General features: G+C 38.0%; 19 protein-coding genes and 1 tRNA gene. 14 read left to right on the top strand and 6 right to left on the bottom strand.

Annotation, left to right across the window (positions count from 1 at the left end; all coding sequences use genetic code 11):
• Nucleotides 1–46 precede the first annotated feature (46 nt).
• Nucleotides 47–739, top strand: a complete 693-nt coding sequence (locus tag QHT84_RS01535; protein WP_283237774.1) for a LysE family translocator — start codon at nucleotides 47–49, stop codon at nucleotides 737–739.
• 52 nt (nucleotides 740–791) lie between these two features.
• On the opposite strand, the gene QHT84_RS01530 is transcribed toward QHT84_RS01535, so the two are convergent.
• Both QHT84_RS01530 and folB read right to left on the bottom strand, forming a co-directional pair.
• Nucleotides 792–862, bottom strand: a tRNA-Cys gene (locus QHT84_RS01530).
• An 85-nt stretch (nucleotides 863–947) separates the two neighbouring features.
• Nucleotides 948–1307, bottom strand: coding sequence for a dihydroneopterin aldolase (folB, locus tag QHT84_RS01525; protein ID WP_283237773.1), 360 nt, complete (start codon nucleotides 1305–1307; stop codon nucleotides 948–950).
• A 117-nt stretch (nucleotides 1308–1424) separates the two neighbouring features.
• On the opposite strand from folB, the gene QHT84_RS01520 reads away from it, so the two are divergent.
• The 4 genes from QHT84_RS01520 to QHT84_RS01505 all read left to right on the top strand — a co-directional run bounded on the left by QHT84_RS01520 (nucleotide 1425) and on the right by QHT84_RS01505 (nucleotide 4328).
• Complete coding sequence (locus QHT84_RS01520; RefSeq protein ID WP_283237772.1) at nucleotides 1425–3110, top strand: glutamine--tRNA ligase/YqeY domain fusion protein; 1686 nt, start codon at nucleotides 1425–1427, stop codon at nucleotides 3108–3110.
• Between the two features lie 281 nt (nucleotides 3111–3391).
• Complete coding sequence (locus QHT84_RS01515; RefSeq protein ID WP_283237771.1) at nucleotides 3392–3721, top strand: YtxH domain-containing protein; 330 nt, start codon at nucleotides 3392–3394, stop codon at nucleotides 3719–3721.
• Complete coding sequence (locus QHT84_RS01510) at nucleotides 3721–4071, top strand: competence protein (RefSeq protein WP_283237770.1); 351 nt, start codon at nucleotides 3721–3723, stop codon at nucleotides 4069–4071. Before QHT84_RS01515 ends, QHT84_RS01510 begins: the two co-directional genes overlap by 1 nt.
• Before the next feature lie 2 nt (nucleotides 4072–4073).
• A complete protein-coding gene (locus tag QHT84_RS01505) occupies nucleotides 4074–4328 on the top strand; it encodes a DUF6327 family protein (RefSeq protein WP_283237769.1) in 255 nt (84 codons plus the stop codon).
• A gap of 26 nt (nucleotides 4329–4354) precedes the next feature.
• Here the strand turns inward: QHT84_RS01505 and QHT84_RS01500 are convergent, their stop codons facing one another.
• On the bottom strand, nucleotides 4355–5341 hold the full coding sequence (locus tag QHT84_RS01500; protein ID WP_283237768.1) for an SPFH domain-containing protein: 987 nt from the start codon (nucleotides 5339–5341) through the stop codon (nucleotides 4355–4357).
• A 52-nt stretch (nucleotides 5342–5393) separates the two neighbouring features.
• On the opposite strand from QHT84_RS01500, the gene QHT84_RS01495 reads away from it, so the two are divergent.
• Nucleotides 5394–6065 carry a PorT family protein gene (locus tag QHT84_RS01495; protein WP_283237767.1) on the top strand — a complete coding sequence of 224 codons (672 nt, stop codon included), beginning with the start codon at nucleotides 5394–5396 and terminating at the stop codon, nucleotides 6063–6065.
• A gap of 12 nt (nucleotides 6066–6077) precedes the next feature.
• Entirely contained in the window at nucleotides 6078–7034 is a 957-nt protein-coding gene (locus QHT84_RS01490) for a hypothetical protein (RefSeq protein WP_283237766.1), read from the top strand.
• A gap of 25 nt (nucleotides 7035–7059) precedes the next feature.
• Here the strand turns inward: QHT84_RS01490 and gltX are convergent, their stop codons facing one another.
• Nucleotides 7060–8565, bottom strand: coding sequence for a glutamate--tRNA ligase (gene gltX, locus QHT84_RS01485; RefSeq protein WP_283237765.1), 1506 nt, complete (start codon nucleotides 8563–8565; stop codon nucleotides 7060–7062).
• Between the two features lie 209 nt (nucleotides 8566–8774).
• Between gltX and QHT84_RS01480 the strand changes: the two genes are divergently transcribed.
• From QHT84_RS01480 to QHT84_RS01460, 5 genes are all read left to right on the top strand, one after another.
• Complete coding sequence (locus QHT84_RS01480) at nucleotides 8775–12149, top strand: DUF4175 family protein (protein WP_283237764.1); 3375 nt, start codon at nucleotides 8775–8777, stop codon at nucleotides 12147–12149.
• Complete coding sequence (gene ybeY, locus QHT84_RS01475; RefSeq protein ID WP_283237763.1) at nucleotides 12142–12564, top strand: rRNA maturation RNase YbeY; 423 nt, start codon at nucleotides 12142–12144, stop codon at nucleotides 12562–12564. The genes QHT84_RS01480 and ybeY overlap by 8 nt, the downstream gene beginning before the upstream one ends.
• A gap of 1 nt (nucleotide 12565) precedes the next feature.
• Nucleotides 12566–14437, top strand: coding sequence for a tRNA uridine-5-carboxymethylaminomethyl(34) synthesis enzyme MnmG (gene mnmG, locus QHT84_RS01470; protein ID WP_283237762.1), 1872 nt, complete (start codon nucleotides 12566–12568; stop codon nucleotides 14435–14437).
• Nucleotides 14438–14535: 98 nt separating this feature from the next.
• Nucleotides 14536–15381, top strand: coding sequence for a class I SAM-dependent methyltransferase (locus QHT84_RS01465; protein ID WP_283237761.1), 846 nt, complete (start codon nucleotides 14536–14538; stop codon nucleotides 15379–15381).
• Between the two features lie 246 nt (nucleotides 15382–15627).
• Nucleotides 15628–16203, top strand: a complete 576-nt coding sequence (locus QHT84_RS01460; RefSeq protein ID WP_283237760.1) for an OmpH family outer membrane protein — start codon at nucleotides 15628–15630, stop codon at nucleotides 16201–16203.
• Nucleotides 16204–16255: 52 nt separating this feature from the next.
• Here QHT84_RS01460 and QHT84_RS01455 read toward each other — a convergent pair whose 3' ends face one another.
• Both QHT84_RS01455 and QHT84_RS01450 read right to left on the bottom strand, forming a co-directional pair.
• Nucleotides 16256–16639, bottom strand: a complete 384-nt coding sequence (locus tag QHT84_RS01455; RefSeq protein WP_283237759.1) for a DoxX family protein — start codon at nucleotides 16637–16639, stop codon at nucleotides 16256–16258.
• Nucleotides 16640–16643: 4 nt separating this feature from the next.
• A complete protein-coding gene (locus QHT84_RS01450; protein WP_283237758.1) occupies nucleotides 16644–17792 on the bottom strand; it encodes a DNA polymerase III subunit in 1149 nt (382 codons plus the stop codon).
• 231 nt (nucleotides 17793–18023) lie between these two features.
• Between QHT84_RS01450 and QHT84_RS01445 the strand changes: the two genes are divergently transcribed.
• Together QHT84_RS01445 and QHT84_RS01440 are read left to right on the top strand one after the other, a co-directional pair.
• Entirely contained in the window at nucleotides 18024–19211 is a 1188-nt protein-coding gene (locus QHT84_RS01445; protein WP_283237757.1) for a phosphoglycerate kinase, read from the top strand.
• Between the two features lie 93 nt (nucleotides 19212–19304).
• Nucleotides 19305–21557 (top strand): LysM peptidoglycan-binding domain-containing protein, encoded by a 2253-nt coding sequence (locus QHT84_RS01440; protein ID WP_283237756.1) that lies wholly within the window; start codon nucleotides 19305–19307, stop codon nucleotides 21555–21557.
• Nucleotides 21558–21590: the final 33 nt, after the last annotated feature.

Here is a 21590-nt window from a genome sequence, read left to right as displayed (position 1 = left end):
AGTTTGTTAAAATTTAGTTCTAAATTGCAGTGTCAAAACAAACTTTATGATTTTCCTTAACGATATTTTATCTGCCATTCCGCTTGGTTTTTTCTTAAGTTTTATGATTGGTCCGGTATTTTTTGTATTGCTGGAAACCAGTGTTATCAAAGGATTCAGAGCAGCGGTAATGTTTGATTTAGGCGTTGTTTTGGCGGATGTTATCTTTATTCTTATTGCTTTTTTCAGTAGTTATCGCTTAATCCAAAGTATTAAAGACGATCCGGCTTTATTCATTTTCGGTGGATTAGTGATGCTTACTTATGGTATTATTTCGTTTATCAAAAACAAAAAAGAATCCCGAAAAAGTATCGATGAAATCGATCCGAAAGAGTTGGCTAAAACCAATTACTTTTCCCTGTTTATCAAAGGTTTTTTCTTGAATTTTATCAATATCGGAGTGCTCGGATTTTGGTTGGCTATTTTAATTACCATTGGTCCGCAATTAGAATTAAAAGCTTCCCGTATGATTACGTTTTTCTCCACTTTAATTATTGTTTACTTTATCACCGATTTATTTAAAATATTGTTGGCTAAGCAATTACGCAATCAACTCAATCCTAAAAACATCTTGTTGATTAAAAAAGTAATCAGTATTGTACTAATTATTTGCGGGGTGGTGTTGCTCTCACAAGCTTGGTTTCCCAAAGAACAAAAAATAGTCAACTCCGCTATTGAAAAGCTGGAACACGAGAATTAATTTTCTAAAAATTTCTAATAAAAAAACCTCCAAGTTTCCTTGAAGGTTTCAGAGGCATCGTCCGGATTCGAACCGGAGTATACGGTTTTGCAGACCGGTGCCTAGCCGCTCGGCCACGATGCCCGTTGGACGGCAAATATACTAAAAAAGTTAAAAGGCAAAAGGCAAAAAGCAAAAAGTTTTCTTTCTGTAATTTGTAACCGGAAATTTAATTGCGGTATTCTTCCAATTCAATGGTAACCGCTTCAACATCACCGCCAATAGGAGGATTGAGTTTAGAAACCGCCAGTACAATTCGGGAAACAGAAGGTAATTCTTTAAATATTCGAGTCACAATTCGATGGGCCACATGTTCTAATAATTTAGATCGAATAGCCATTTCTTCTTCTACAATAGCATTCAAATGCACATAATCTACGGTATCTTTCAATTCATCCGAAAGCGATGATTTTCGCAAATCAGTTTTAATCTCCAAATCCACACGGTAATCCGAACCTATTCGTGCTTCTTCTTCCAAACAACCGTGAAACGAAAACGTCCTGATATTTTGTAATTTAATAGTTCCCATTGGTTAAGTTTCGGGTTTCGAGTTATAGGTTTCGAGTGGTTTGGATTTGAACAAACTTACAACCCGCAACTTGTAACTCGTAACGTTTTTAATATCTTTGCTAAAATTACAAAAATAATGTCTACAGAAGAGAAGTCACTTAATTTCCTCGAACAAATTATTGAAGAAGATTTGAAAAACGGTTTGGCTCCGAACAAGCTTCGTTTTCGTTTTCCACCGGAACCTAACGGGTACTTACACGTAGGTCATGCCAGTGCGATTTGTTTAAACTTTGGTTTAGGAATTGATTATCAGGCGCCTGTGAATTTGCGTTTTGATGATACCAATCCGGCCAAAGAAGAACAGGAATATGTGGATGCCATTAAAAAAGATATTGAATGGTTAGGCTATCAATGGGCTAACGAATGTTATGCTTCTGATTATTTCCAACAATTATACGATTGGGCTGTTGAGTTTATTAAGAAAGGAAAAGCTTATGTAGACAGTCAAACTTCAGAAGAAATGGCCAAACAAAAAGGAACGCCAACGCAAGTCGGCACTAATTCTCCTTACCGAGATCGATCGGTAGCAGAGAATTTAGATCTTTTTGAACGCATGAAAAACGGCGAATTCGAAGAAGGAACGCATATTTTGAGAGCTAAAATTGATATGACTTCTCCGAATATGTTGATGCGCGACCCAATTATGTATCGCATCTTAAAAAAACACCACCACCGCACCGGAAATGATTGGTGTATTTACCCAATGTATGATTGGGCACACGGCGAAAGCGATTATTTAGAACAGATTTCACATTCGTTTTGTACGCTCGAATTTTTACCACATCGTGAGTTATACGACTGGTTTTTAGACCAAGTTTATGATGAGACTAAAGTGCGTCCGAAGCAAAGAGAATTCGCCCGAAGAAACTTATCGCACACCGTAGTTTCAAAAAGAAAATTATTGCAATTGGTGGAAGAAAAACATGTTACCGGTTGGGATGATCCGCGAATGAGTACGATTTCGGGAATGCGTCGTCGTGGTTATCCGCCAATGGCTATCCGAAATTTTGCTAAAACCATCGGTATTGCCAAGCGCGATAATTTAATTGATGTGTCTTTATTAGAGTTCTGCGTTCGCGAAGAATTGAACAAAACGGCACCACGTGTCATGGCGGTTTTGAATCCGGTGAAATTGGTGATTACCAATTATCCTGATGGTCAGGAAGAATGGTTAGATGCTGAAAATAATCCCGAAGAAGAAGTAATGACGTATAGAAAAGTACCATTTTCTAAGGAATTGTACATCGAAAGAGAAGACTTTCAGGAAGAAGCCAACAAGAAATTTTTCCGTTTAACTTTAGGAACAGAAGTACGTTTGAAAAATGCCTATATCATTAAAGGCGAACGTGTTATCAAAGATGAAAACGGGAATATTACCGAAATTCATTGTACTTACGATACCGATTCCCGCAGCGGAAGCGGCACCGAAGCCTCACAACGAAAAGTAAAAGGTACCATTCACTGGGTTTCTATCCAACATGCCATTTCGGCAGAAGTTCGTGTGTACGACCGCTTGTTTACCCATGAAAGTCCGGATGGTAATAAAGAAATCGACTTTAAGGAATTCATCAATCCGAATTCCTTGGAAGTGATTACCGGTTATGTAGAACCAAGTTTGCAATCGGCTAAAAATTTAGACCAATTTCAATTCCAACGTTTGGGTTATTTTTGTGTCGATAAAGATTCGACATCAGAAAAACTGGTTTTCAACAAAACGGTTGGCTTACGTGACACTTGGGCCAAAGTGGAAAGCAAAGAATAAAATCTGTATAGAAAATACAAATGAAAAGCTCGCATAATAGCGGGCTTTTTCTATTATTTACAAAACCTATTATTTTAATAAAATTTATAATTTAATCCAATTAAAATCGGCCTTCATATCTTGGTTTTATTCGATTTTCAAAAGTTCTTAAGGTCTTTTTATAACACGAAAAGTAAACTTCTTTTATAGCGCTTTAAAATCATTTTTTGCCATTTAACGGCTGCTTGACGGCATTTCGACAAAAATTTCGTAATTTTAATCAAATTAAAAATTTCAAAATTATGTCTGGAAGAAGTAGCGACAGTATTTTGGCCCTTTTAGCCGGAGCTGCCATCGGAGTAGGTATCGGAATTTTGTTTGCACCCGATAAAGGTTCGAAAACAAGAGAAAAAATCAAAAATAGTTTGGATGACTTAAAAGAAGAAGTAAAATCGAAATTCAATGCTGCCGAAGAAGAAGCTAAAGAGAAATTTTCGTATACCAAAGATGAGTTAAAAGAAACGGTTGAAAATTTGTTATCCAAATCGAGTTACAAAGCCGAAGAAGCCATTACTTTTTTGGAAGAAAAATTAGCCGAGCTTAAAAAACAAAACGCCAAATTACAGAAGTAATGCCTTTTGAAGAACTTAAAGAAAATGTAGAAGACATTCAGGAGAATGCCAAAGCGTATATAGAAACCAGTTTGGCTTACTATAAACTTTGGGGTTTTAAAGTCGCCATGAAGTCGACAACTTTGATGGTTAAGTTTCTACTAATTGCATTGTGCTTGACGATTGTTTTGCTGTTTGTTTCCATAGCCGGTGCTTTGGCGTTAGGGGAATGGTTTGACAGTTATCCACTCGGATTTTTGGCGGTTGCCGGCATTTATGCCATAGTGGCTGTATTGTTGACTTTAGTAAAAGACAAAATAGTGGAAGGTCCTATTTTAGAAAAATTCTCCGAAATATTTTTTAACGACTAATTATGGAACCTAAAAAATATTCTTCCTATGCCGAGATTGAGCACGATTTAGAGATCCTGAAATTGGAAAAAGAAATCTATTTCCAAAAGATGATACTCAGTTACGAGAAAACTAAGGAAAGTATTTTCCCTTCCGAACCGGTTCAGGGTTTTTATGCAGTGTACAAAAAAGTGTTTTCCGGTACTGTGGGTAGCATTCTAAAAATAGCATTACCTTATCTTATCAGTTGGTTTATAAACAGAAAAAGAGGCGATTAAGCCTCTTTTTTTGATAGTATCTGATATTAACTTGTCGGTTCTTCCGGATTGGATGTATCCGACGGATTGTAATCGGTTGAGGTGTGATCATTTTTCTTTTTAATGCGTTTCGGAGCATTTTTCATCACTTCACCTACTTGGTTACTGGCGGTGAAACTAGCCACCATATTGTTCAACATATCGCTTCCGGCTTGTGGTGAATTCGGTAACAAGATTAAATTTGAGTTGGTATCGGCACCAATGGCTTGTAAAGTATCATAGTGTTGCGTTACCACAATCAAAGCTGAAGCTTCTTGCGAATTGATGCCTACATTGTTCAATACTTCCACACTTTCTACCAAACCGCGTGCAATTTCTCTTCTTTGGTCGGCGATACCCTGACCTTGTAAGCGTTTGCTTTCGGCTTCCGCTTTAGCTTTGGCCACAATACGGATTCTTTGGGCTTCCGATTCAAATTCGGCCGCTGTTTTTTCTCTATCAGCCGCGTTGATTCGGTTCATCGCATTTTTTACTTGCATATCCGGATCGATATCGGTAACCAAGGTATTGATGATGTCGTATCCGTAGGTCATCATCGCTTCGTTTAATTCGCGTTTTACAGCAATGGCAATATCATCTTTTCTTTCAAAAACATCGTCTAATTTTAGTTTCGGCACCTCGGCACGAACTACATCAAACACATAGGCGGTGATTTGATCGTGAGGATATTCCAATTTATAAAACGCTTCGTATACTTTTTCTTGGATGACTTTAAACTGAACCGACACTTTCATTTTCACGAATACGTTGTCTTTGGTTTTGGTTTCGATGATGACATCCAATTGTTGAATTCTCAAATTCACACGACCGGCAATTCGGTCAATAATCGGAATTTTAAGTTGCAAACCCGAATTACGAATACTCAAAAATTTACCGAATCGTTCTACGACTACAGCCGTTTGTTGCTTTACGGTAAAAAAGCAAGAGAACAGAAAAAGAACACCAATCACAATTGGGATGATAATAAATTCCATAATGTTGTAAATTTTAGAGATTAAAATTGGTTGTACGAAAATATATGTATGTTTGTTACAAATTAAAGGTCATCATTTCATGAACAAAAATCTTATCGCCCTTTTGTTGTTTGCCACAACTTTAGGTTATGCACAATATGGCAACAAAGACGGAAACCGCATTGGCATTTCAGCCGGAATTTCACAAACTACTTTATTCACCAACAATTTTGACGCTTCACCTGAGTTAGGTTTTGCCGGCGGACTTTCGGTACGCGGGAATTACTACAACAATTGGAGCATGATTTACGGAATGCAGTTTTTCAGTAATAATTTTTCGTTGAAATCATCGCTTAACCAAGATATTAAGTACAATATTCAAGGCGTTCAGGTACGAATTTTATTCAGTTACAATGTGGTAGAAGACCACGTCTCTTTGGATTTTGGTCCGGTATTACAAATCAACGGCAAACTCAAAGTTGATCCAACCGAAGAGAACCAAACCCTAAAAGGAACCTTGTTAGCGGCCAATCAAATTGTGGATATTTCTCCGGTAAGCGGTAATTTTTACTTGGGTTGTTCGGCAGGGAGCAGAACCATCAGAGCCGTGATTTTTTACGAATACGGTTTTACCAATATCTTAAACAAGCTCAATAAAGACGATGCTTTACAAGCGTTAAACAATGGAGATAAATTTAAAGGAAATCTCGGGAGTATTAACGGGCAAGTCATTATAAACTTATAAACACCATAACCAATGAAAAAAGTATTGTTATTTTTATGCTTATCTGTTTCTGCCTATTCCCAAATTGTGGTAGGTGAATACAGAATGTTTGACGAAAGCCCCGATAAGAACAAGCCCGAGGCTATTACTTTATTAAAGACCAAAAAAACACTTTTTATTTTACCTTCCTCATTTTCCCAAGAAGAATACGCTGCTGTAATTGCTCAAGTTTGGGACATAACACCTTTTGAAATTGTAGAGGTAAACACGTTCAAAGAGATGCCTGATGAGCAACGCAACGCGAAGTATAGTGCAAAGAATTATGCCTTCTTCAAATTATCATCGATGAAGTATACAAGAACGACTAAAAGCGGGGCCACGGTAGATTATCTATTTAATACCTTGGATTTGAGTGTTTTTGAATACAAAAAAACAGATAAAAAAGGGAAAGATGTTTTTGATGGATACAAATTAGCTACTATATTTTTTTCTCCAAATATTGATCAAAGACAAAAAGAAGTTGCTGCCGTAAATCCGAGGTTGTTTTTGAATTTTGATTTAGGTTATTTGAGAACGTATTTGAAAATTGTTAATGACAAATTGAAATCAAACGGATTTACCAATTGTTATGATGATTTTTACAACAAGGTAAGCCTAAAAAATTTGAAAACCAACAAGCTTTATATTCCCGAATCGATAGGCATAAAATACAACGCTTTTTCGAGAACCGAAGGAAAAAAAAGAGAGGAAAGTGAACTTTTGGAAGACTATAAATTTCCTTATGAAATTGTAACAGAAGAAAAACTAAATGAATTGTTGACGAGCGGACAAGAAATTTATTTTCTCAATTATGTACAAGTCAACGGCAACAAACTGATTTCTGTAATCAATTCTAAAACGGGTGAGATACTATACAACTCCAAAACAGGATTGTCTTATAATATCAAAGATGGAGATTTTAAATCCATCTCCAAAAAGATAGATGATTAAAAAAAGCCCCTAATTAGGGGCTTTTTTATAATGTCGCTATCGCTTTTTCCAATCGGTTGATGGTTTCTTCTTTCCCAATCAACTCCACTATATCAAAAAGATGCGGTCCTTTGAGCGCGCCAACCAAACTCAAACGGAAGGGTTGCATCACTTTCCCCATACCGATTTCGTTTTTAGTCATCCAATCTTTTACAATGGTTTCGATGTTTATAGAGGTAAAATCGCCTATATTTTCCAATACCGAAATCAATTGTTGCATCAAATGCGGCGTATCTTCTTTACAGTTTTTAGCGGCTTTTTCATCATAAGCTGTAGGCGCTACAAAGAAATAATCGGCCAAATCCCAAAACTCCGAGACAAAGTTGGCACGTTCTTTTATCGAAGAAACTATTTTGATTAACCTGTCTTTTTCAACAACTATATTTTTTTCAGCTAAAATAGGCGCAAAAGCTTCCGCTAAACGTTCATTGCTTTGTTGTTGTAAATAGTGGTGGTTAAACCATTTGTTTTTCTCCGGATCAAATTTGGCTCCGGCTTTGTGTACGCGATTCAAATCGAATTTTTGCGCCAATTCTTCTAAAGAAAAGATTTCCTGATCGGTGCCGTCGTTCCAACCTAATAAGGCTAAAAAGTTCACTACTGCTTCCGGGAAAAATCCTTTTTCTCGGTAACCCGAGGAAATACCTTCTTCGCTTTTCCATTCTAACGGAAATACCGGAAAGCCCATTTTATCGCCATCACGTTTGGATAATTTTCCGTTCCCTACGGGTTTTAAAATCAATGGTAAATGCGCAAACTCAGGCGCTTCCCAACCAAAGGCTTTATACAATAAGCTGTGTAAAGGCAAACTCGGCAACCATTCTTCTCCGCGAATCACGTGTGAAGTTTCCATTAAATGGTCGTCTACAATATTGGCTAAATGGTACGTTGGCATACCATCCGACTTAAACAGTACTTTATCGTCTAATAAATTGGTTTCAAACTTCAAATCGCCGCGAATAATGTCGTGTAAATGCAAAGTTTCATTTACCGGCGTTTTAAAACGAATCACATACGCTTCGCCATTGGCAATTCTTTTTTCGGTTTCTGCTGCCGAAATGACTAAAGAAGTATCTAATTTTTCACGGTTGTGCCAATTGTAAATAAAGGTTTTCCCTTCGGCTTCGTGTTGCTTTCTTTGATTGTCTAAAGCTTCGGCAGTGTCAAAAGCATAATAAGCCCAACCCGAATGCACCAACTGATCGGCGTATTGTTTGTACAAATGCTTTCTTTCGCTTTGACGGTACGGACCAAATTTTTCATTTTTCCCAACGGTTTCACTTGGCGCAATACCTAACCATTCCAAGGCTTCAAAGATGTATTGCTCCGCTCCGGGAACAAAACGATTTTGGTCGGTATCTTCAATTCTCAAATAGAATACACCGTTGTGTTTTTTGGCAAATAAATAATTAAACAAGGCTGTTCTCACGCCGCCAATGTGCAATGGTCCGGTCGGACTGGGAGCAAAACGAACTCTAACTGGTCTTGACATTTTTATAATTTAGGGTTATTCATATTAACACTGAGCTTGTCGAAGTGTGTGCAAAGATAAACAGAAGTTGGAAGTTGGAAGTTAGAAGTTGGAAGTTTTTGATTCGTGTTACCGCTTCATTTTCAAGGCGTTTTCATTGACAAATTTTTAACGTTGGTTATTCGCCAAAAATTGTACATTTATCGGTTATAAAAAAGATTGGCTGAAAATTGGAAAAATCAACCCTTATTTATCAGAAGTTAGAAGACTTTATTCGAAAGTTTTACACCAATGAATTGCTGCGCGGCACTATATTTTTCGTCGGCATTGGTTTGCTGTATTTTATCTTCACGCTGTTTGTTGAATATTTCTTGTGGCTTAAACCAACGGCACGAACGGTTCTGTTTGTGCTTTTTATAGCGGTAGAATTGTTTCTGTTATTGCGATTTATCCTTTTTCCATTGTTTAAGCTATTCAAATTGCAAAAAGGAATCAATTACAATCAGGCGTCCAACATTATCGGAAATCATTTTAGTGAAGTAGGCGATAAGCTGACGAATTTTTTGCAATTGTCACAAGACCGAAACCAATCGGAATTATTGTTGGCTTCGATTGAACAAAAAGCGGCGACTTTACAACCTATACCTTTTGGCAACGCCATTAACCTAGGGAAGAATAAGAAATATTTGCCCTTAGCTGTGATTCCGATTTTGTTCTTTTTGTTTTTCCTGATTTCGGGCAAAGGTGAAATTTTATCACAAAGTTTCAATCGTGTGGTGAACTTTAAAAAACAGTTTACACCGCCGGCACCGTTTGAAATAGTGTTGGTGAATGACAAGTTGCAAACCGAGCAAAACAAAGATTTCTTAGTGAAAGTTAAAACAGTAGGCAAAGTAGTTCCGGAAAATGCGATGATTTATATTGGCGATGAAAGTTATTTCATGGAAACTACTAAAGCCGGAGAATTCGAATTCGTCATTCCGAAACCATCAGAAGATATTGAATTTCACATCGAAGCTAATGAAGTCAGTTCGCACGATTATGAACTTAAAGTGGTTACAGTACCATCGATAGCCAACTTCGAAATGATCCTGAATTTCCCGGGTTATTTGAATAAAAAACCGGAAGTAATCAAAGGCACCGGAAATGCCGTTATTCCCGAAGGCACTAAAGTTACTTGGCGCATGAACACTTTGGCTACGCAAAAAGTGGATTGGGTGAATGCTGCCAATCGCTTTACTTTCGCCAAACAGGACAATGTGTTTACACTCTCGAAAAGCATTCTACAAAATGTAGAGTATCAAATCTTGACGTCTAACAATAAAGTGCAGAACTACGAAAAGTTGAATTATCAGATTTCTGTCATCAAAGATCAATTTCCAACAATCACGGTTAACAATGCGCCGGATAGTTTAAAAGTCAACAAGAACTATGTATTGGGTCAGGTTTCAGACGATTACGGACTTTCTAAACTGCAAATTGTTTATTATCCTAAAGACAAGCCGAACACTGCTAAAAAGGCGCTTATTAACGTTAAAAAAGACGTTTACGATCAGTTTGTGTTTGCTTTCCCGAGTAATCTTCCTGTAGAAGAAGGGGTATCGTATGAATACTATTTTGAGATTTTTGACAATGATGCGATTCACCATTTCAAAAGCACGAAGTCTTCCGTATTTAGTAATCGCATAGCGACCGAAACGGAGAAGCAAGATGAAATGTTGCAACAGCAAAACGATAACATCAATTCGCTGGCCAAATCCTTAAAAGCGCAGGACAAACAATTATCCGAAATGGAGAAGTTGCAAAAAATGGGCAAAGAGAAGGACAATTTAGATTATAAAGAGCAACAAAAAGTCAATGATTTCATCCAACGCCAAAAGCAGCAAGATGAAATGATGAAGGAGTTTTCGGAGAAGATGAAGGAGAATTTGGAGCAATTCAAAACCGAGAAAAAAGACGAGAGGAAAGAATTGTTGCAAGAGCGTTTGGAAAAAACCAAAGAAGAATTGGAGAAGAATAAAAAACTGTTGGACGAATTGCAAAAGCTGAATGATAAAATCAGTAAAGAAGAGTTATTCGAAAAAATGCAAAAGTTCCAGCAAGCCAGTAAAAATCAAACCAAGAGTCTTGAGCAATTGGTAGAACTAACGAAGCGTTATTACGTTGAAAAGAAGGCAGAACAAATAGCCAATAAGTTAGACAAGTTGGCTGAAAAACAAGATAAGTTAGCCGATAAATCGGAAGAGAATTCAGCAGAGAAGCAAGACGAAATCAATAAAGAGTTTGATAAGCTTCAGCAAGAATTGGATGAGCTTGAAAAAGAAAATAAGGAGTTAAAGACTCCTATGGATTTACCCAACTCAGATGAAAAGGAAAAAAGCATCGATGAAGATTTAAAAAATGCCAAAGATCAATTGCAAAAACAACAAAAAGACAAAGCCAAACCTAAGCAAAAAAGTGCCGCCAAAAAAATGAAGCAAATGAGTCAGCAAATGGCTGAGCAAATGCAATCGGGCGATATGGAACAGATGGAAGAAGATGTGGCTATGTTGCGACAGATTTTGGATAATTTGTTGGCGTATTCCTTCTCTCAAGAAGATGTAATGAAACAGTTCAAGAATCTAAGACGAGGTGCACCATCATTCAACAAAAATTTAAAAATCCAACAAGATTTACGCCAACAGTTCAAGCATGTTGATGACAGCTTATTTGCTTTATCGCTTCGTAATCCCAAGATAGCTGAAGATATTACCAGAGAAATTGGCAATGTACAGTATAATGTCGACAAAGCTTTGGAGAATTTGGCGGAAGCCAATGTACCAAAAGGAAACTCACACCAACAATATGCTGTTTCTTCTTCAAATAGACTGGCCGACATGTTAAGTGATGTGCTAAACGGAATGCAAATGCAGATGCAAATGCAGGGACAGGGACAAGGTAAGGGCAAGCCAAGTCCGGGTCAAGGATCGGGGATGCAATTGCCCGACATTATTAAAAAACAAGAAGGATTGGGTGAGAAAATGAAAAAGGGCATGAAAAAAGGAGAAAAACCGGGCGAAGAAGAAGGTGAAAATCAAGGCGATAAAACGGGTCAAGGCCAACAAGGTAATAAAGATGGAAATGGGCAAAAGGGCGGTCAATCTGGACAAAGCCAAGGAAAAGATAAGGGCGGTGAACAAGGTCAAGATGGTGAAGGAGATGCCAGAGCTATTATGGAAATTTACAAAGAGCAACAACAATTGAGAGAGGCTTTAGAAAAGGAGTTAAAAAAGCAAGGCATTGGAGGTAGTGGTCAAAATGCTCTTGATCAAATGAAGCAAATAGAGAAGCAGTTATTAAACAAAGGTTTCAATAATGAAACGCTACAAAAGATATTGAACTTAAAATACGAGCTGTTGAAATTGGAAAAGGCGCTCCAACAGCAAGGTGAAGATAAAAAGCGCCAATCGGAAACCAACAAGAAAGAGTTTAGCAATCAGGCAAATGCTTTACCGGCCAAACTTCAAGAATATTTAAATAGTGTTGAAATTTTAAATAGACAAAGCTTACCTTTGCGCTCCAATTTTAACCAAAAGGTACAACAATATTTTAAAGCCAATGATTAGTTTTAATTACGAATCAGATTTCAGCCTGGATGAGGAAGCACTCTATGCCGATTGGCTCTCGAAAGTCATTAGCTCCGAAATGAAGCAAGAAGGCGAAATTAATTATATCTTCTGCGATGACGATTATTTACTCGAAATTAATCAACAGTATTTAGATCATGACACGCTAACTGACATTATCAGCTTCGATTATTCTGTGGGAAATGAATTACACGGCGATATTTTTATATCTGTGGAAAGAGTTCGTGATAATGCGCTTGATTTTAGTGTCCCTTTTGACGAAGAACTGCGACGCGTCATGGTTCATGGCCTTTTACATTATTGCGGTTATAAAGATAAATCCGAAGACGATGAACGTTTAATGCGTGATAAGGAAGAAGAAAAAATGAAGATGTTCCACGTGAAACACAATTAAAATGTTTTTAGAAAAGTACGATACTATAGTTGTTGGCGCCGGCCACGCAGGTTGTGAGGCGGCAGCGGCATCAGCTAACATGGGTTGTAAAACCCTGTTAGTAACAATGAGTTTGCAGAACATTGCTCAAATGTCATGCAACCCGGCTATGGGCGGAATTGCCAAAGGTCAAATTGTTCGTGAGATTGATGCGCTTGGCGGTTACTCCGGTATAGTTTCCGATAAAACCGCTATTCAGTTCAAGATGCTCAATCAGTCCAAAGGACCGGCCATGTGGTCGCCTAGGGTTCAAAGCGACAGGATGCGTTTTTCTGAAGAATGGCGATTGATGTTGGAGAGGACACCCAATCTTGATTTCTATCAGGAGATGATCAAAGGATTGTTGGTTAAAAACAACAAGGTTGAAGGCGTAGTGACTTCTCTGGGAATTCAAATCAAAGCCAAGACCGTTGTTTTAACAAACGGAACATTTCTGAACGGATTAATTCATATAGGGGAAAAACAATTTGGCGGCGGAAGAGCAGCAGAAAGTGCTGCTTTCGGAATAACCGAGGAACTGGTTCAGCTGGGCTTCGAAGCCGGAAGAATGAAAACCGGTACACCGCCCAGAGTTGACGGTCGTTCTTTAGATTATTCTAAAATGAGAGAAGAGCCCGGAGATTTGGTTCCGGATAAGTTTTCGTATTCAGATGAAACCAAACCGTTAACGCATCAAAAGCTTTGTCATATGACGTATACTTCAAACGAAGTGCATGATATTTTACGAGAAGGGTTTGATCGTTCTCCGATGTTTAATGGAAGAATTAAAAGTATTGGTCCCCGATATTGCCCTTCTATTGAAGACAAAATAAACCGATTCGCCGATAAAGAAAGACACCAACTTTTTGTTGAACCGGAAGGTTGGAATACGGTTGAAGTCTACGTAAACGGCTTTTCAACTTCTTTGCCGGAAGATATCCAGTTTAAGGCGTTACGTTCGGTAGCCGGATTTGAAAACGTGAAGTTTTTCCGTCCCGGTTATGCTATCGAATACGATTATTTTCCGCCTACACAATTAAAACACACACTAGAGACCAAGTTGGTTGACGGCTTGTATTTTGCCGGACAAATCAACGGCACTACCGGATATGAAGAAGCGGCATCTCAAGGGTTGATGGCCGGCATTAATGCGGCGCTTAAGGTAAAAGAAATGGAGCCAATGATTCTCCGTCGCGATGAAGCTTATATTGGTGTTTTAATCGATGATTTAATCACTAAAGGCACGGAAGAGCCGTATCGTATGTTTACTTCGCGCGCGGAATACAGAACACTGTTGCGTCAGGATAATGCGGATTTCCGCTTAACGCCAAAATCATTCGAAATTGGTTTAGCATCCGAAAAAAGAATGCGCCGAATGGAATACAAATTTAACGAAAGTGAAAAGATGGTTGCCTTTTTTAAAGAAACCAGTCTAACACCCGATGAAGCTAATCCGGTTTTAGCCGAAAAGGAAAGTTCCTTGATGACACAATCCGACAAGATGTTCAAAGTGTTTTCGCGTCCGCAAATTGAATTGAACGACATTGTAAAATTTGAAAAGGTACAACAATACATTCAGGAGAATGATTTGGATAAAGAGATTATTGAGCAAGCTGAAATTCAAGTAAAATATTCGGGGTATATCGAAAAGGAACGAAACAATGCCGAAAAGCTCATACGATTGGAAGACATCAAAATCCCGGAAAATTTTGATTATCACAAAATCAAATCCATGTCGATTGAAGCCAAGCAAAAATTATCAGCCATACGTCCGGTAACCATTTCACAAGCTTCCAGAATCAGCGGCGTTTCTCCTTCCGATATTTCCGTTTTATTAATTTATATGGGAAGATAAACACTGATTTTCCAGCTGATTTATATATTTTTCAACCAAACCAAAGTCGCGTTCCACGTGAAACCAATTTTGTAAAGCCCTACCAACACTGACTTTATATGAGTTTTCAAAACAATATTTTTTTTCAAAAAGTTAGAGATTATTCTGTTTCTAAAGAAATCTTCGAATTGCATCACAATCCGGAATATGATTTATTAATTACGTTTCCCAAACCGAGTCTGGATAAACTTCCGAGCTATTATGAAAGCGAGGATTACATTTCGCATACTGATGGCAAACGTTCTCTTTTTGAAAGAGTATATCACGTGGTAAAAGGAATAGCCCTTAAGAATAAATTAAAGCTCATTAATGCACATGCCGCCAAAGGAAGACTTTTAGACATCGGCGCCGGAACAGGCGATTTTTTGGTTACCGCCCAAAAAGACGGATGGCAAACTACCGGGATTGAACCAAGTACTAAAGCCAAAGCAATTGCCCAAGCCAAAGGCGTAACATTTGTAGAGGTGCTTTCCGATTTAGAAAGTCAGTCTTTCGACGTCATTACGATGTGGCATGTTTTGGAACATGTTCCTAATCTTGACGAATACATTACAGAATTGAAAAGGCTAATCAAGCCTAACGGAACTATTGTTATTGCGGTTCCCAATTTTAAATCGTTCGATGCGGAGTATTACGGAAAATATTGGGCTGCCTTTGATGTGCCAAGGCACATCTGGCATTTTTCCAAAACTACCATAGGAAAGTTATTTGCCGAAAAAGGAATGAAACTCACAGAAGTCCTTCCTATGAAATTTGACAGTTTTTATGTGAGCTTACTTTCTGAAAAATACAAAACCGGAAAAATGAATTTTATCAGAGCTTTTTTTGTCGGATGGAAGTCAAATCTCAGCGGGAACAAAACCAAAGAGTATTCCTCACACATTTACATCATTAAAAACAGCTAAAAACGTTTTAAAAAAGCACAGATTAATCAAAATAGGGCGACACATATAATTTGCCGGCGAAAACAAGAAACGCCTTTAAAACGCTTTATTTAAAGTTATTTTTAATAATTGTCACTTATAGCTGATCAGCAAACCATAGTCAAACCTTATTGTTGGAAATTGTAATACAATACAACCATTTTGAGGTTAGATTTTTGGCGTTTATTTTTATACTTTTGAAAACTTAAATTAATTTATCAAATCATAATGAAGAAAACTGTTTTACTTTTTGCATTGACTATATCCATACTCTCTTGCAACAAAACTGCCGAAACCAAAGAATTCAAAACAGCTTACATTGATACTTCCAAATTGATGGACGAATCTATCGAGAAAAAAGATATCGAGGAAAAGTACAAAGACAAATCGAAAGTAATGGGAAGCCAATTAGAGGTTGAAGTAAATCGATTCAAATCAGAAGCTGCCAATTTCCAAAAAAATGCGCAAGCCAACGGACAAGTTTGGGCGGAACAAAAAGGAGCCGAATTACAACGCAGAGAGCAAGAGTTGACTTACGCCCAACAAGCCATGCTACAACAATTACAAGGCGAGAGCGGTGTAGAAATGGACTCTTTGGTAAGTAATTACAAAAAAATTATCAAAGCATACGGCAAAGAAAAAGGGTATGATTATATTTACGGAACAGGTGATGTAGCCTCTGTTTTGTATGCCAAAGACAGCTACGACATTACCAAAGAAATCATCAAATTGGTGAATGATAAATACAAAGCTTCCGGTAAAAAAGAAGAAAAACCAGAAGCCAAAGAAGAAGCTAAAAAGTAACATTTGAAAATAAAAAAACCGCGAAACAATCGCGGTTTTTTTATGGCTGTATTTAGCTAAGCCACCACACCGCCAGCACGGCCGGTACAAAATAGATGGCAATGGTTCTCGCGCCGTCATAATCTTTGGCAATTCGTTGACCTAACAATAAGAAAATCAATGTTATAGAAGCAAAAACAGCACCATAAAAGCCAAATGTTTTCCCTCCGTTGACAACCAATTCTACGCATCCGGCTAATGATAAAACACCAGTTACCAATTCTAAAATCAGAATGACAAAAAGAGCTAACGGAACGTTGTTTTTGAGGATGGTTTTTGAAAAATGCCCTTTGAGCCAGTCTACATTCCCTTTCCATTCGAAAACTTTGTCGTGAGCCGATTGAATAAAAGTTACCGCTAAAAAAAGCAATGCCAAAATAGATGCAGTATTGTTCATAATCTTAGTTTTTATGAATTAAACGAGTCAATTTTATGGATAAATCCGTCAAAATAATTTTTGCATTTCCATTGCGTTCAATGTGATAGATTGCATCAGAAAGCTCTTTGTAAATATCGGTGATGTTGTTCCCGTTTACAAAGGGTGCAAATCGGTCGAGTTTAAATCCTTCTACCCTGGGCTCTATGTATACCAGTTTATCGGTTTGGTAGTTTAACAATAAAGCTTGTCGGAACATGTCAATACAAAACCCCAAAAACTGCTTTTGTCCTTCACGGCCGATTCCGGCAATTTCTTCGCTCCAAGAAAGCAAATTTTGTATCGCATCCGGATTGCCTTTGGCGCCATAAGCCGCTCGAACCCAATCTACAAACCACTTTTCAAACAACGAATCATCATTATCATTGTTCAAAATATGAATGGCTCGATTGTAATTTCCTTGTGACAGATGCGCTACTTTTAGTGCAGAGGGTTCATCCAAAAAGTATTTTTCGCGCATTGCCTTTGCAATCACAGACTCAGGTAAAGCATTAAAATGCAGTACTTGACAACGCGATCTTATGGTTTGAATGATATCTTCTTCGTTTTCGGAGATTAAAATAAACAATGTTTTTTCAGGTGGTTCCTCCAGTAGTTTGAGTAACTTGTTCGAGGCCGCTATATTCATCTTGTCAACCATCCACACAATCATCACTTTATAACCGCCCTCGTAAGATTTTAAGGCCAATGATTTTAGAATATCCTGAGCATCTTCAACGCGAATCTCACCTTGTTTATTTTGAACACCTAAATGTTTGTACCAATCAAACAAACTGCCGTAAGGGTTTTTAGTGACAAATTCGCGCCAATCTAAAATAAAATCGGCACTTTTTGGCTTCGATTTCACATCGTCATTAGTCACATTCGGATAAATAAAATGCAAATCGGGATGCGAGAGATTTTGAAATTTCAGATTACAACTCTCATTACCACCACTGTTTTCAAAACCGGTATTTTGACACAATACAAACTGAGCATAAGCAATCGCCATGGCCAAAGTACCGCTGCCTTCCGGACCGATAAAAAGCTGCGCATGCGGAATTCGACCCGATAACGCCGTATTTATGAGGTGGTTTTTTAGAGGTTCCTGACCCAATATTTCTGAAAACAACATAGAGCAAATATAACGGAAATATTAGCTTCCAAAAAGTACTATTGAAAGGATTCAAGCAACATAAGCATTGTTTTGGTAACCGATAACCATGGATTGTACTTTTCTATTCGGCTGAATGTAAATGCTTTACAACTTAAAATTTTCTTAAAAAACATCGATAAAAACACAAAAATTACCGATAAAATCAAAAATTCTTATATTTGCAACAATTCGTAACCACTAAGATATCAGATGAAAACACTTCAAGATTTTAATTTCTACGCCCAAAAAGCGATTATTCGTGTTGACTTTAATGTGCCGTTAGACGAGTATTTTAATGTTACCGATGCCAATCGTATTGAAGCGGCTAAGCCTACTATTGACAAAATCTTAGCAGATGGCGGAAGTGTAATCTTGATGTCACATTTAGGTAGACCCAAAGGAAAACAAGATCAGTTTTCTTTGCGTCATATTGTAGCTAAAACAGCTGAAGTTCTTGGAGTTTCAGTTCAATTTGCCCCAGATTGTAGGGGCGAAATCGCACAACAAGCAGCCCGTCAATTAAAAGCCGGAGAAGTTTTGTTGTTGGAGAATCTTCGTTTTTACGCTGAAGAAGAAGCCGGAGATGTGGCTTTTGCCAAGGAATTAGCTTCCTTAGGCGATATTTATGTGAACGATGCTTTCGGAACAGCACACAGAGCGCACGCATCAACCACCATCATAGCTCAATTTTTTCCCGAAAAAAAATGCTTCGGCGCGCTTTTAGCTAAAGAAATTGATAGCTTGAATCGCGTTTTAAATAATTCGGTAAAACCGGTAACGGCGGTACTAGGGGGATCAAAAGTCTCTTCTAAAATCACAGTTATTGAAAATATTTTAGATAAGGTAGACCATATGATTATCGGTGGCGGCATGACGTTCACCTTTGTGAAAGCCTTAGGCGGCGCCATAGGGGATTCCATTTGTGAAGATGATAAGCAAGAATTGGCCTTGGAAATTTTACGCTTGGCTAAAGAAAAAAACGTTCAAGTCCACCTTCCGGTTGACGTGGTGGCAGCGGATAGTTTTTCAAACGATGCTCAGACTCAAGTAGTCGATGTGACTAAAATTCCTGATGGTTGGCAAGGCTTGGATGCCGGACCAAAATCATTGGAAAATTTCAGAGCCGTAATCATGGAATCGAAAACCATATTGTGGAACGGACCTTTAGGCGTTTTTGAAATGGAATCATTTGCCAAAGGAACCATCACTTTAGGCAATTTTATTGCCGAATCTACTCAAAACGGCGCCTTCTCTTTAGTAGGCGGCGGTGACTCGGTGGCGGCGGTGAAACAATTCGGTTTGGAAGATAAAATGAGTTATGTTTCTACCGGTGGCGGTGCCATGTTGGAAATGTTGGAAGGTAAAGTATTGCCGGGAATAGCCGCTATTTTGAACTAATTCTAAACAGCAACACAATAAAAGACAATTAATTGCGTTGTTAATTATAGGTAATTAACAACAATATCAAATACCACTTTATACCATAAAGTTATGATTATAAAAAAAATAACCACTTTAGCCTTGATGTTGATAGCTTCGGTAACTTTTGCCCAAGATACCATTGCTCTCAAACCGGCGCAAAGAAAACTGACCAAAAGGGAAGTACTCGACTCCATTAAGGCAACCTTTGTTCACGACAAAATTGCTCAATGTATCGACAGTATGTGGATGAAAGAATTGGCCAGTTTAGATTTGTACAATGAGTTAACCCTGGATATTCGCAACATTAATGTTGATGAAAAAGTAGACTATGAGTTGTCAACCGAGCTTTTAAAAGAAAGGTTGAAGAAATTAGACGAAAAATCACCGTTCAATATTGAATATAACGTGGGTTTGGAAAACGTAATCAAATCTTTTTTAAAGAACAGAAAACGAGCTTTCGAAAGATTAATGGGTGTATCACAATACTATTTCCCCATGTTTGAAGAAGCCTTGGCGGCACAAAATATCCCGCTTGAAATCAAGTATTTAGCGGTAGTTGAATCAGCACTTAACCCGAGAGCCGTTTCCAGAGTGGGCGCTACCGGATTATGGCAGTTTATGTATCAAACCGGAAAACAGTACGGTTTACAAGTAGATACTTATGTGGATGACCGTCGAGATCCGTTAAAAGCCAGTAACGCGGCTACACAATACATGAAAAACATGTATGCTATTTTTGGGGATTGGGATTTGGTTTTGGCTTCTTACAATACCGGTCCGGGTAATGTGGCTAAAGCTATCCGACGCTCAGGAGGAAAACAAAACTACTGGAATATTCGCCCGTATTTACACAAAGAAACACAAGGGTATGTACCGGCATTTTTGGCTACCATGTATATTTTCGAATACCACAAAGAGCACGGTATCAAACCGGACAGAGCGATTGCCAATCACTTTGCCACCGATACGGTGATGGTAAAACGTTCCATGACGTTCAAACAATTGGCCGATTTATTGGATGTTTCGGTAGCCGAATTACAATTTTTGAACCCAACTTACAAACGAGAAGAGATTCCATACATTTCCGGTCAGCAACATTTTTTGAGATTGCCGGTAGATAAGATTGCTTTATTTACTTCGAATGAAGATAAAATTTACGCTTATGCGGAGTACGAATCGAGCCAAAGAGAAAAGCCATACCAAGGCATGTTGGCTTCTCGCGATTCATTGTCAACTTCCAAGGTAAAGTATCATAAAGTAAGGCGCGGTGACAGCTTAAGTGAAATTTCAGATCGATATGGCGTAACGATGTCCGAATTAAAAAAATGGAACCGTCTGCGCAGCAACAAAGCGCCATTGGGTCGAAATCTGAAAATTTATACCCGAGAAAGCATTGCCTCTAACGAGAGAAAATCCACTAAGGCCGATACCGCTGCGGTGAATCATTCGTCCGACGTGGCTTCGAATTCCGGTAAGATTTTCAAAGAAGAAAAGGTAATCAGCTACAAAGACGTTGTGAAATATCACAAAGTCAAAAAAGGCGACAACTTGGGCGAGATTTCAGATAAATACGGTGTAACCGTAGCCGAATTGAAAAAATGGAATAAACTAAAAAGTAACAATATTGCTTTGGGGGCCAACTTAAAAGTGATTAAAAACGAAAGAGTGGTTACAACAGTTAGAAAAGAAGTGAAAAGCGACAAACCGCTTGCTGAAACTAAAGTGGAAACAGCCGTGGCTTCCAACGATAACGATACCCAAAATAACCATGAAGCTTCTGACTACTACGAAGTACAAAAGGGAGACAACTTATTCAGCATCGCCAAAAAATTTAATGTAAGTTTAGAAGACTTAAAAAAATGGAATAATCTCGATGATTTAAACGTTCAATTAGGTTCTAAATTAGCTTTGGTGGATAAGGAAGCCAACACTCAGGAAGAAGCTCCGGTTACCGAAACCAAAATAGTAGAGCACAAAGTTAAAAAAGGCGAATACTTAGGAACCATTGCCAAAAAATACAATGTGACCATAGCCGAAATTAAAGAGTGGAATAATTTGGAGGACAACAATGTTCGTTTGGGCGAAACCTTAATTGTTTCCAAAAAAGAAGTGGCCGTTACCGAAACCAAGTCTTCTAAAAAAGAAAGTATTGCCGCTAACGACCGAAACAACGTGAAATTATACTATGTTAAAAAAGGCGATTCGTTATTCAGCATTGCAAAAAAATATCCGGGTGTGACCATTTCCGATATCAAAAAATGGAACGGCATTAAAAACGAGAGTTTGAAACCGGGGATGAAGTTGAAAATTAACAACGGTTAATCCGAAAATCTTCTCTAAATTTGGGTTTTATTT

Origin of the sequence: Flavobacterium sedimenticola (assembly GCF_030053345.1) — a bacterium.
In the GTDB taxonomy this organism is placed as follows: domain Bacteria; phylum Bacteroidota; class Bacteroidia; order Flavobacteriales; family Flavobacteriaceae; genus Flavobacterium; species Flavobacterium sedimenticola.
Note: the sequence above shows the minus strand (reverse complement) of the source record. Positions and strands in the feature narration are given on the sequence as shown.

Coding starts and splice junctions, on each gene's coding strand:
- QHT84_RS01535 (WP_283237774.1), top strand. CDS start 47: ATGATTTTCCTTAACGATATTTTATCTGCCATTCCGCTTGGTTTTTTC.
- folB (WP_283237773.1), bottom strand. CDS start 1,307: ATGGGAACTATTAAATTACAAAATATCAGGACGTTTTCGTTTCACGGT.
- QHT84_RS01520 (WP_283237772.1), top strand. CDS start 1,425: ATGTCTACAGAAGAGAAGTCACTTAATTTCCTCGAACAAATTATTGAA.
- QHT84_RS01515 (WP_283237771.1), top strand. CDS start 3,392: ATGTCTGGAAGAAGTAGCGACAGTATTTTGGCCCTTTTAGCCGGAGCT.
- QHT84_RS01510 (WP_283237770.1), top strand. CDS start 3,721: ATGCCTTTTGAAGAACTTAAAGAAAATGTAGAAGACATTCAGGAGAAT.
- QHT84_RS01505 (WP_283237769.1), top strand. CDS start 4,074: ATGGAACCTAAAAAATATTCTTCCTATGCCGAGATTGAGCACGATTTA.
- QHT84_RS01500 (WP_283237768.1), bottom strand. CDS start 5,341: ATGGAATTTATTATCATCCCAATTGTGATTGGTGTTCTTTTTCTGTTC.
- QHT84_RS01490 (WP_283237766.1), top strand. CDS start 6,078: ATGAAAAAAGTATTGTTATTTTTATGCTTATCTGTTTCTGCCTATTCC.
- gltX (WP_283237765.1), bottom strand. CDS start 8,565: ATGTCAAGACCAGTTAGAGTTCGTTTTGCTCCCAGTCCGACCGGACCA.
- ybeY (WP_283237763.1), top strand. CDS start 12,142: ATGATTAGTTTTAATTACGAATCAGATTTCAGCCTGGATGAGGAAGCA.
- mnmG (WP_283237762.1), top strand. CDS start 12,566: ATGTTTTTAGAAAAGTACGATACTATAGTTGTTGGCGCCGGCCACGCA.
- QHT84_RS01465 (WP_283237761.1), top strand. CDS start 14,536: ATGAGTTTTCAAAACAATATTTTTTTTCAAAAAGTTAGAGATTATTCT.
- QHT84_RS01460 (WP_283237760.1), top strand. CDS start 15,628: ATGAAGAAAACTGTTTTACTTTTTGCATTGACTATATCCATACTCTCT.
- QHT84_RS01455 (WP_283237759.1), bottom strand. CDS start 16,639: ATGAACAATACTGCATCTATTTTGGCATTGCTTTTTTTAGCGGTAACT.
- QHT84_RS01450 (WP_283237758.1), bottom strand. CDS start 17,792: ATGTTGTTTTCAGAAATATTGGGTCAGGAACCTCTAAAAAACCACCTC.
- QHT84_RS01445 (WP_283237757.1), top strand. CDS start 18,024: ATGAAAACACTTCAAGATTTTAATTTCTACGCCCAAAAAGCGATTATT.
- QHT84_RS01440 (WP_283237756.1), top strand. CDS start 19,305: ATGATTATAAAAAAAATAACCACTTTAGCCTTGATGTTGATAGCTTCG.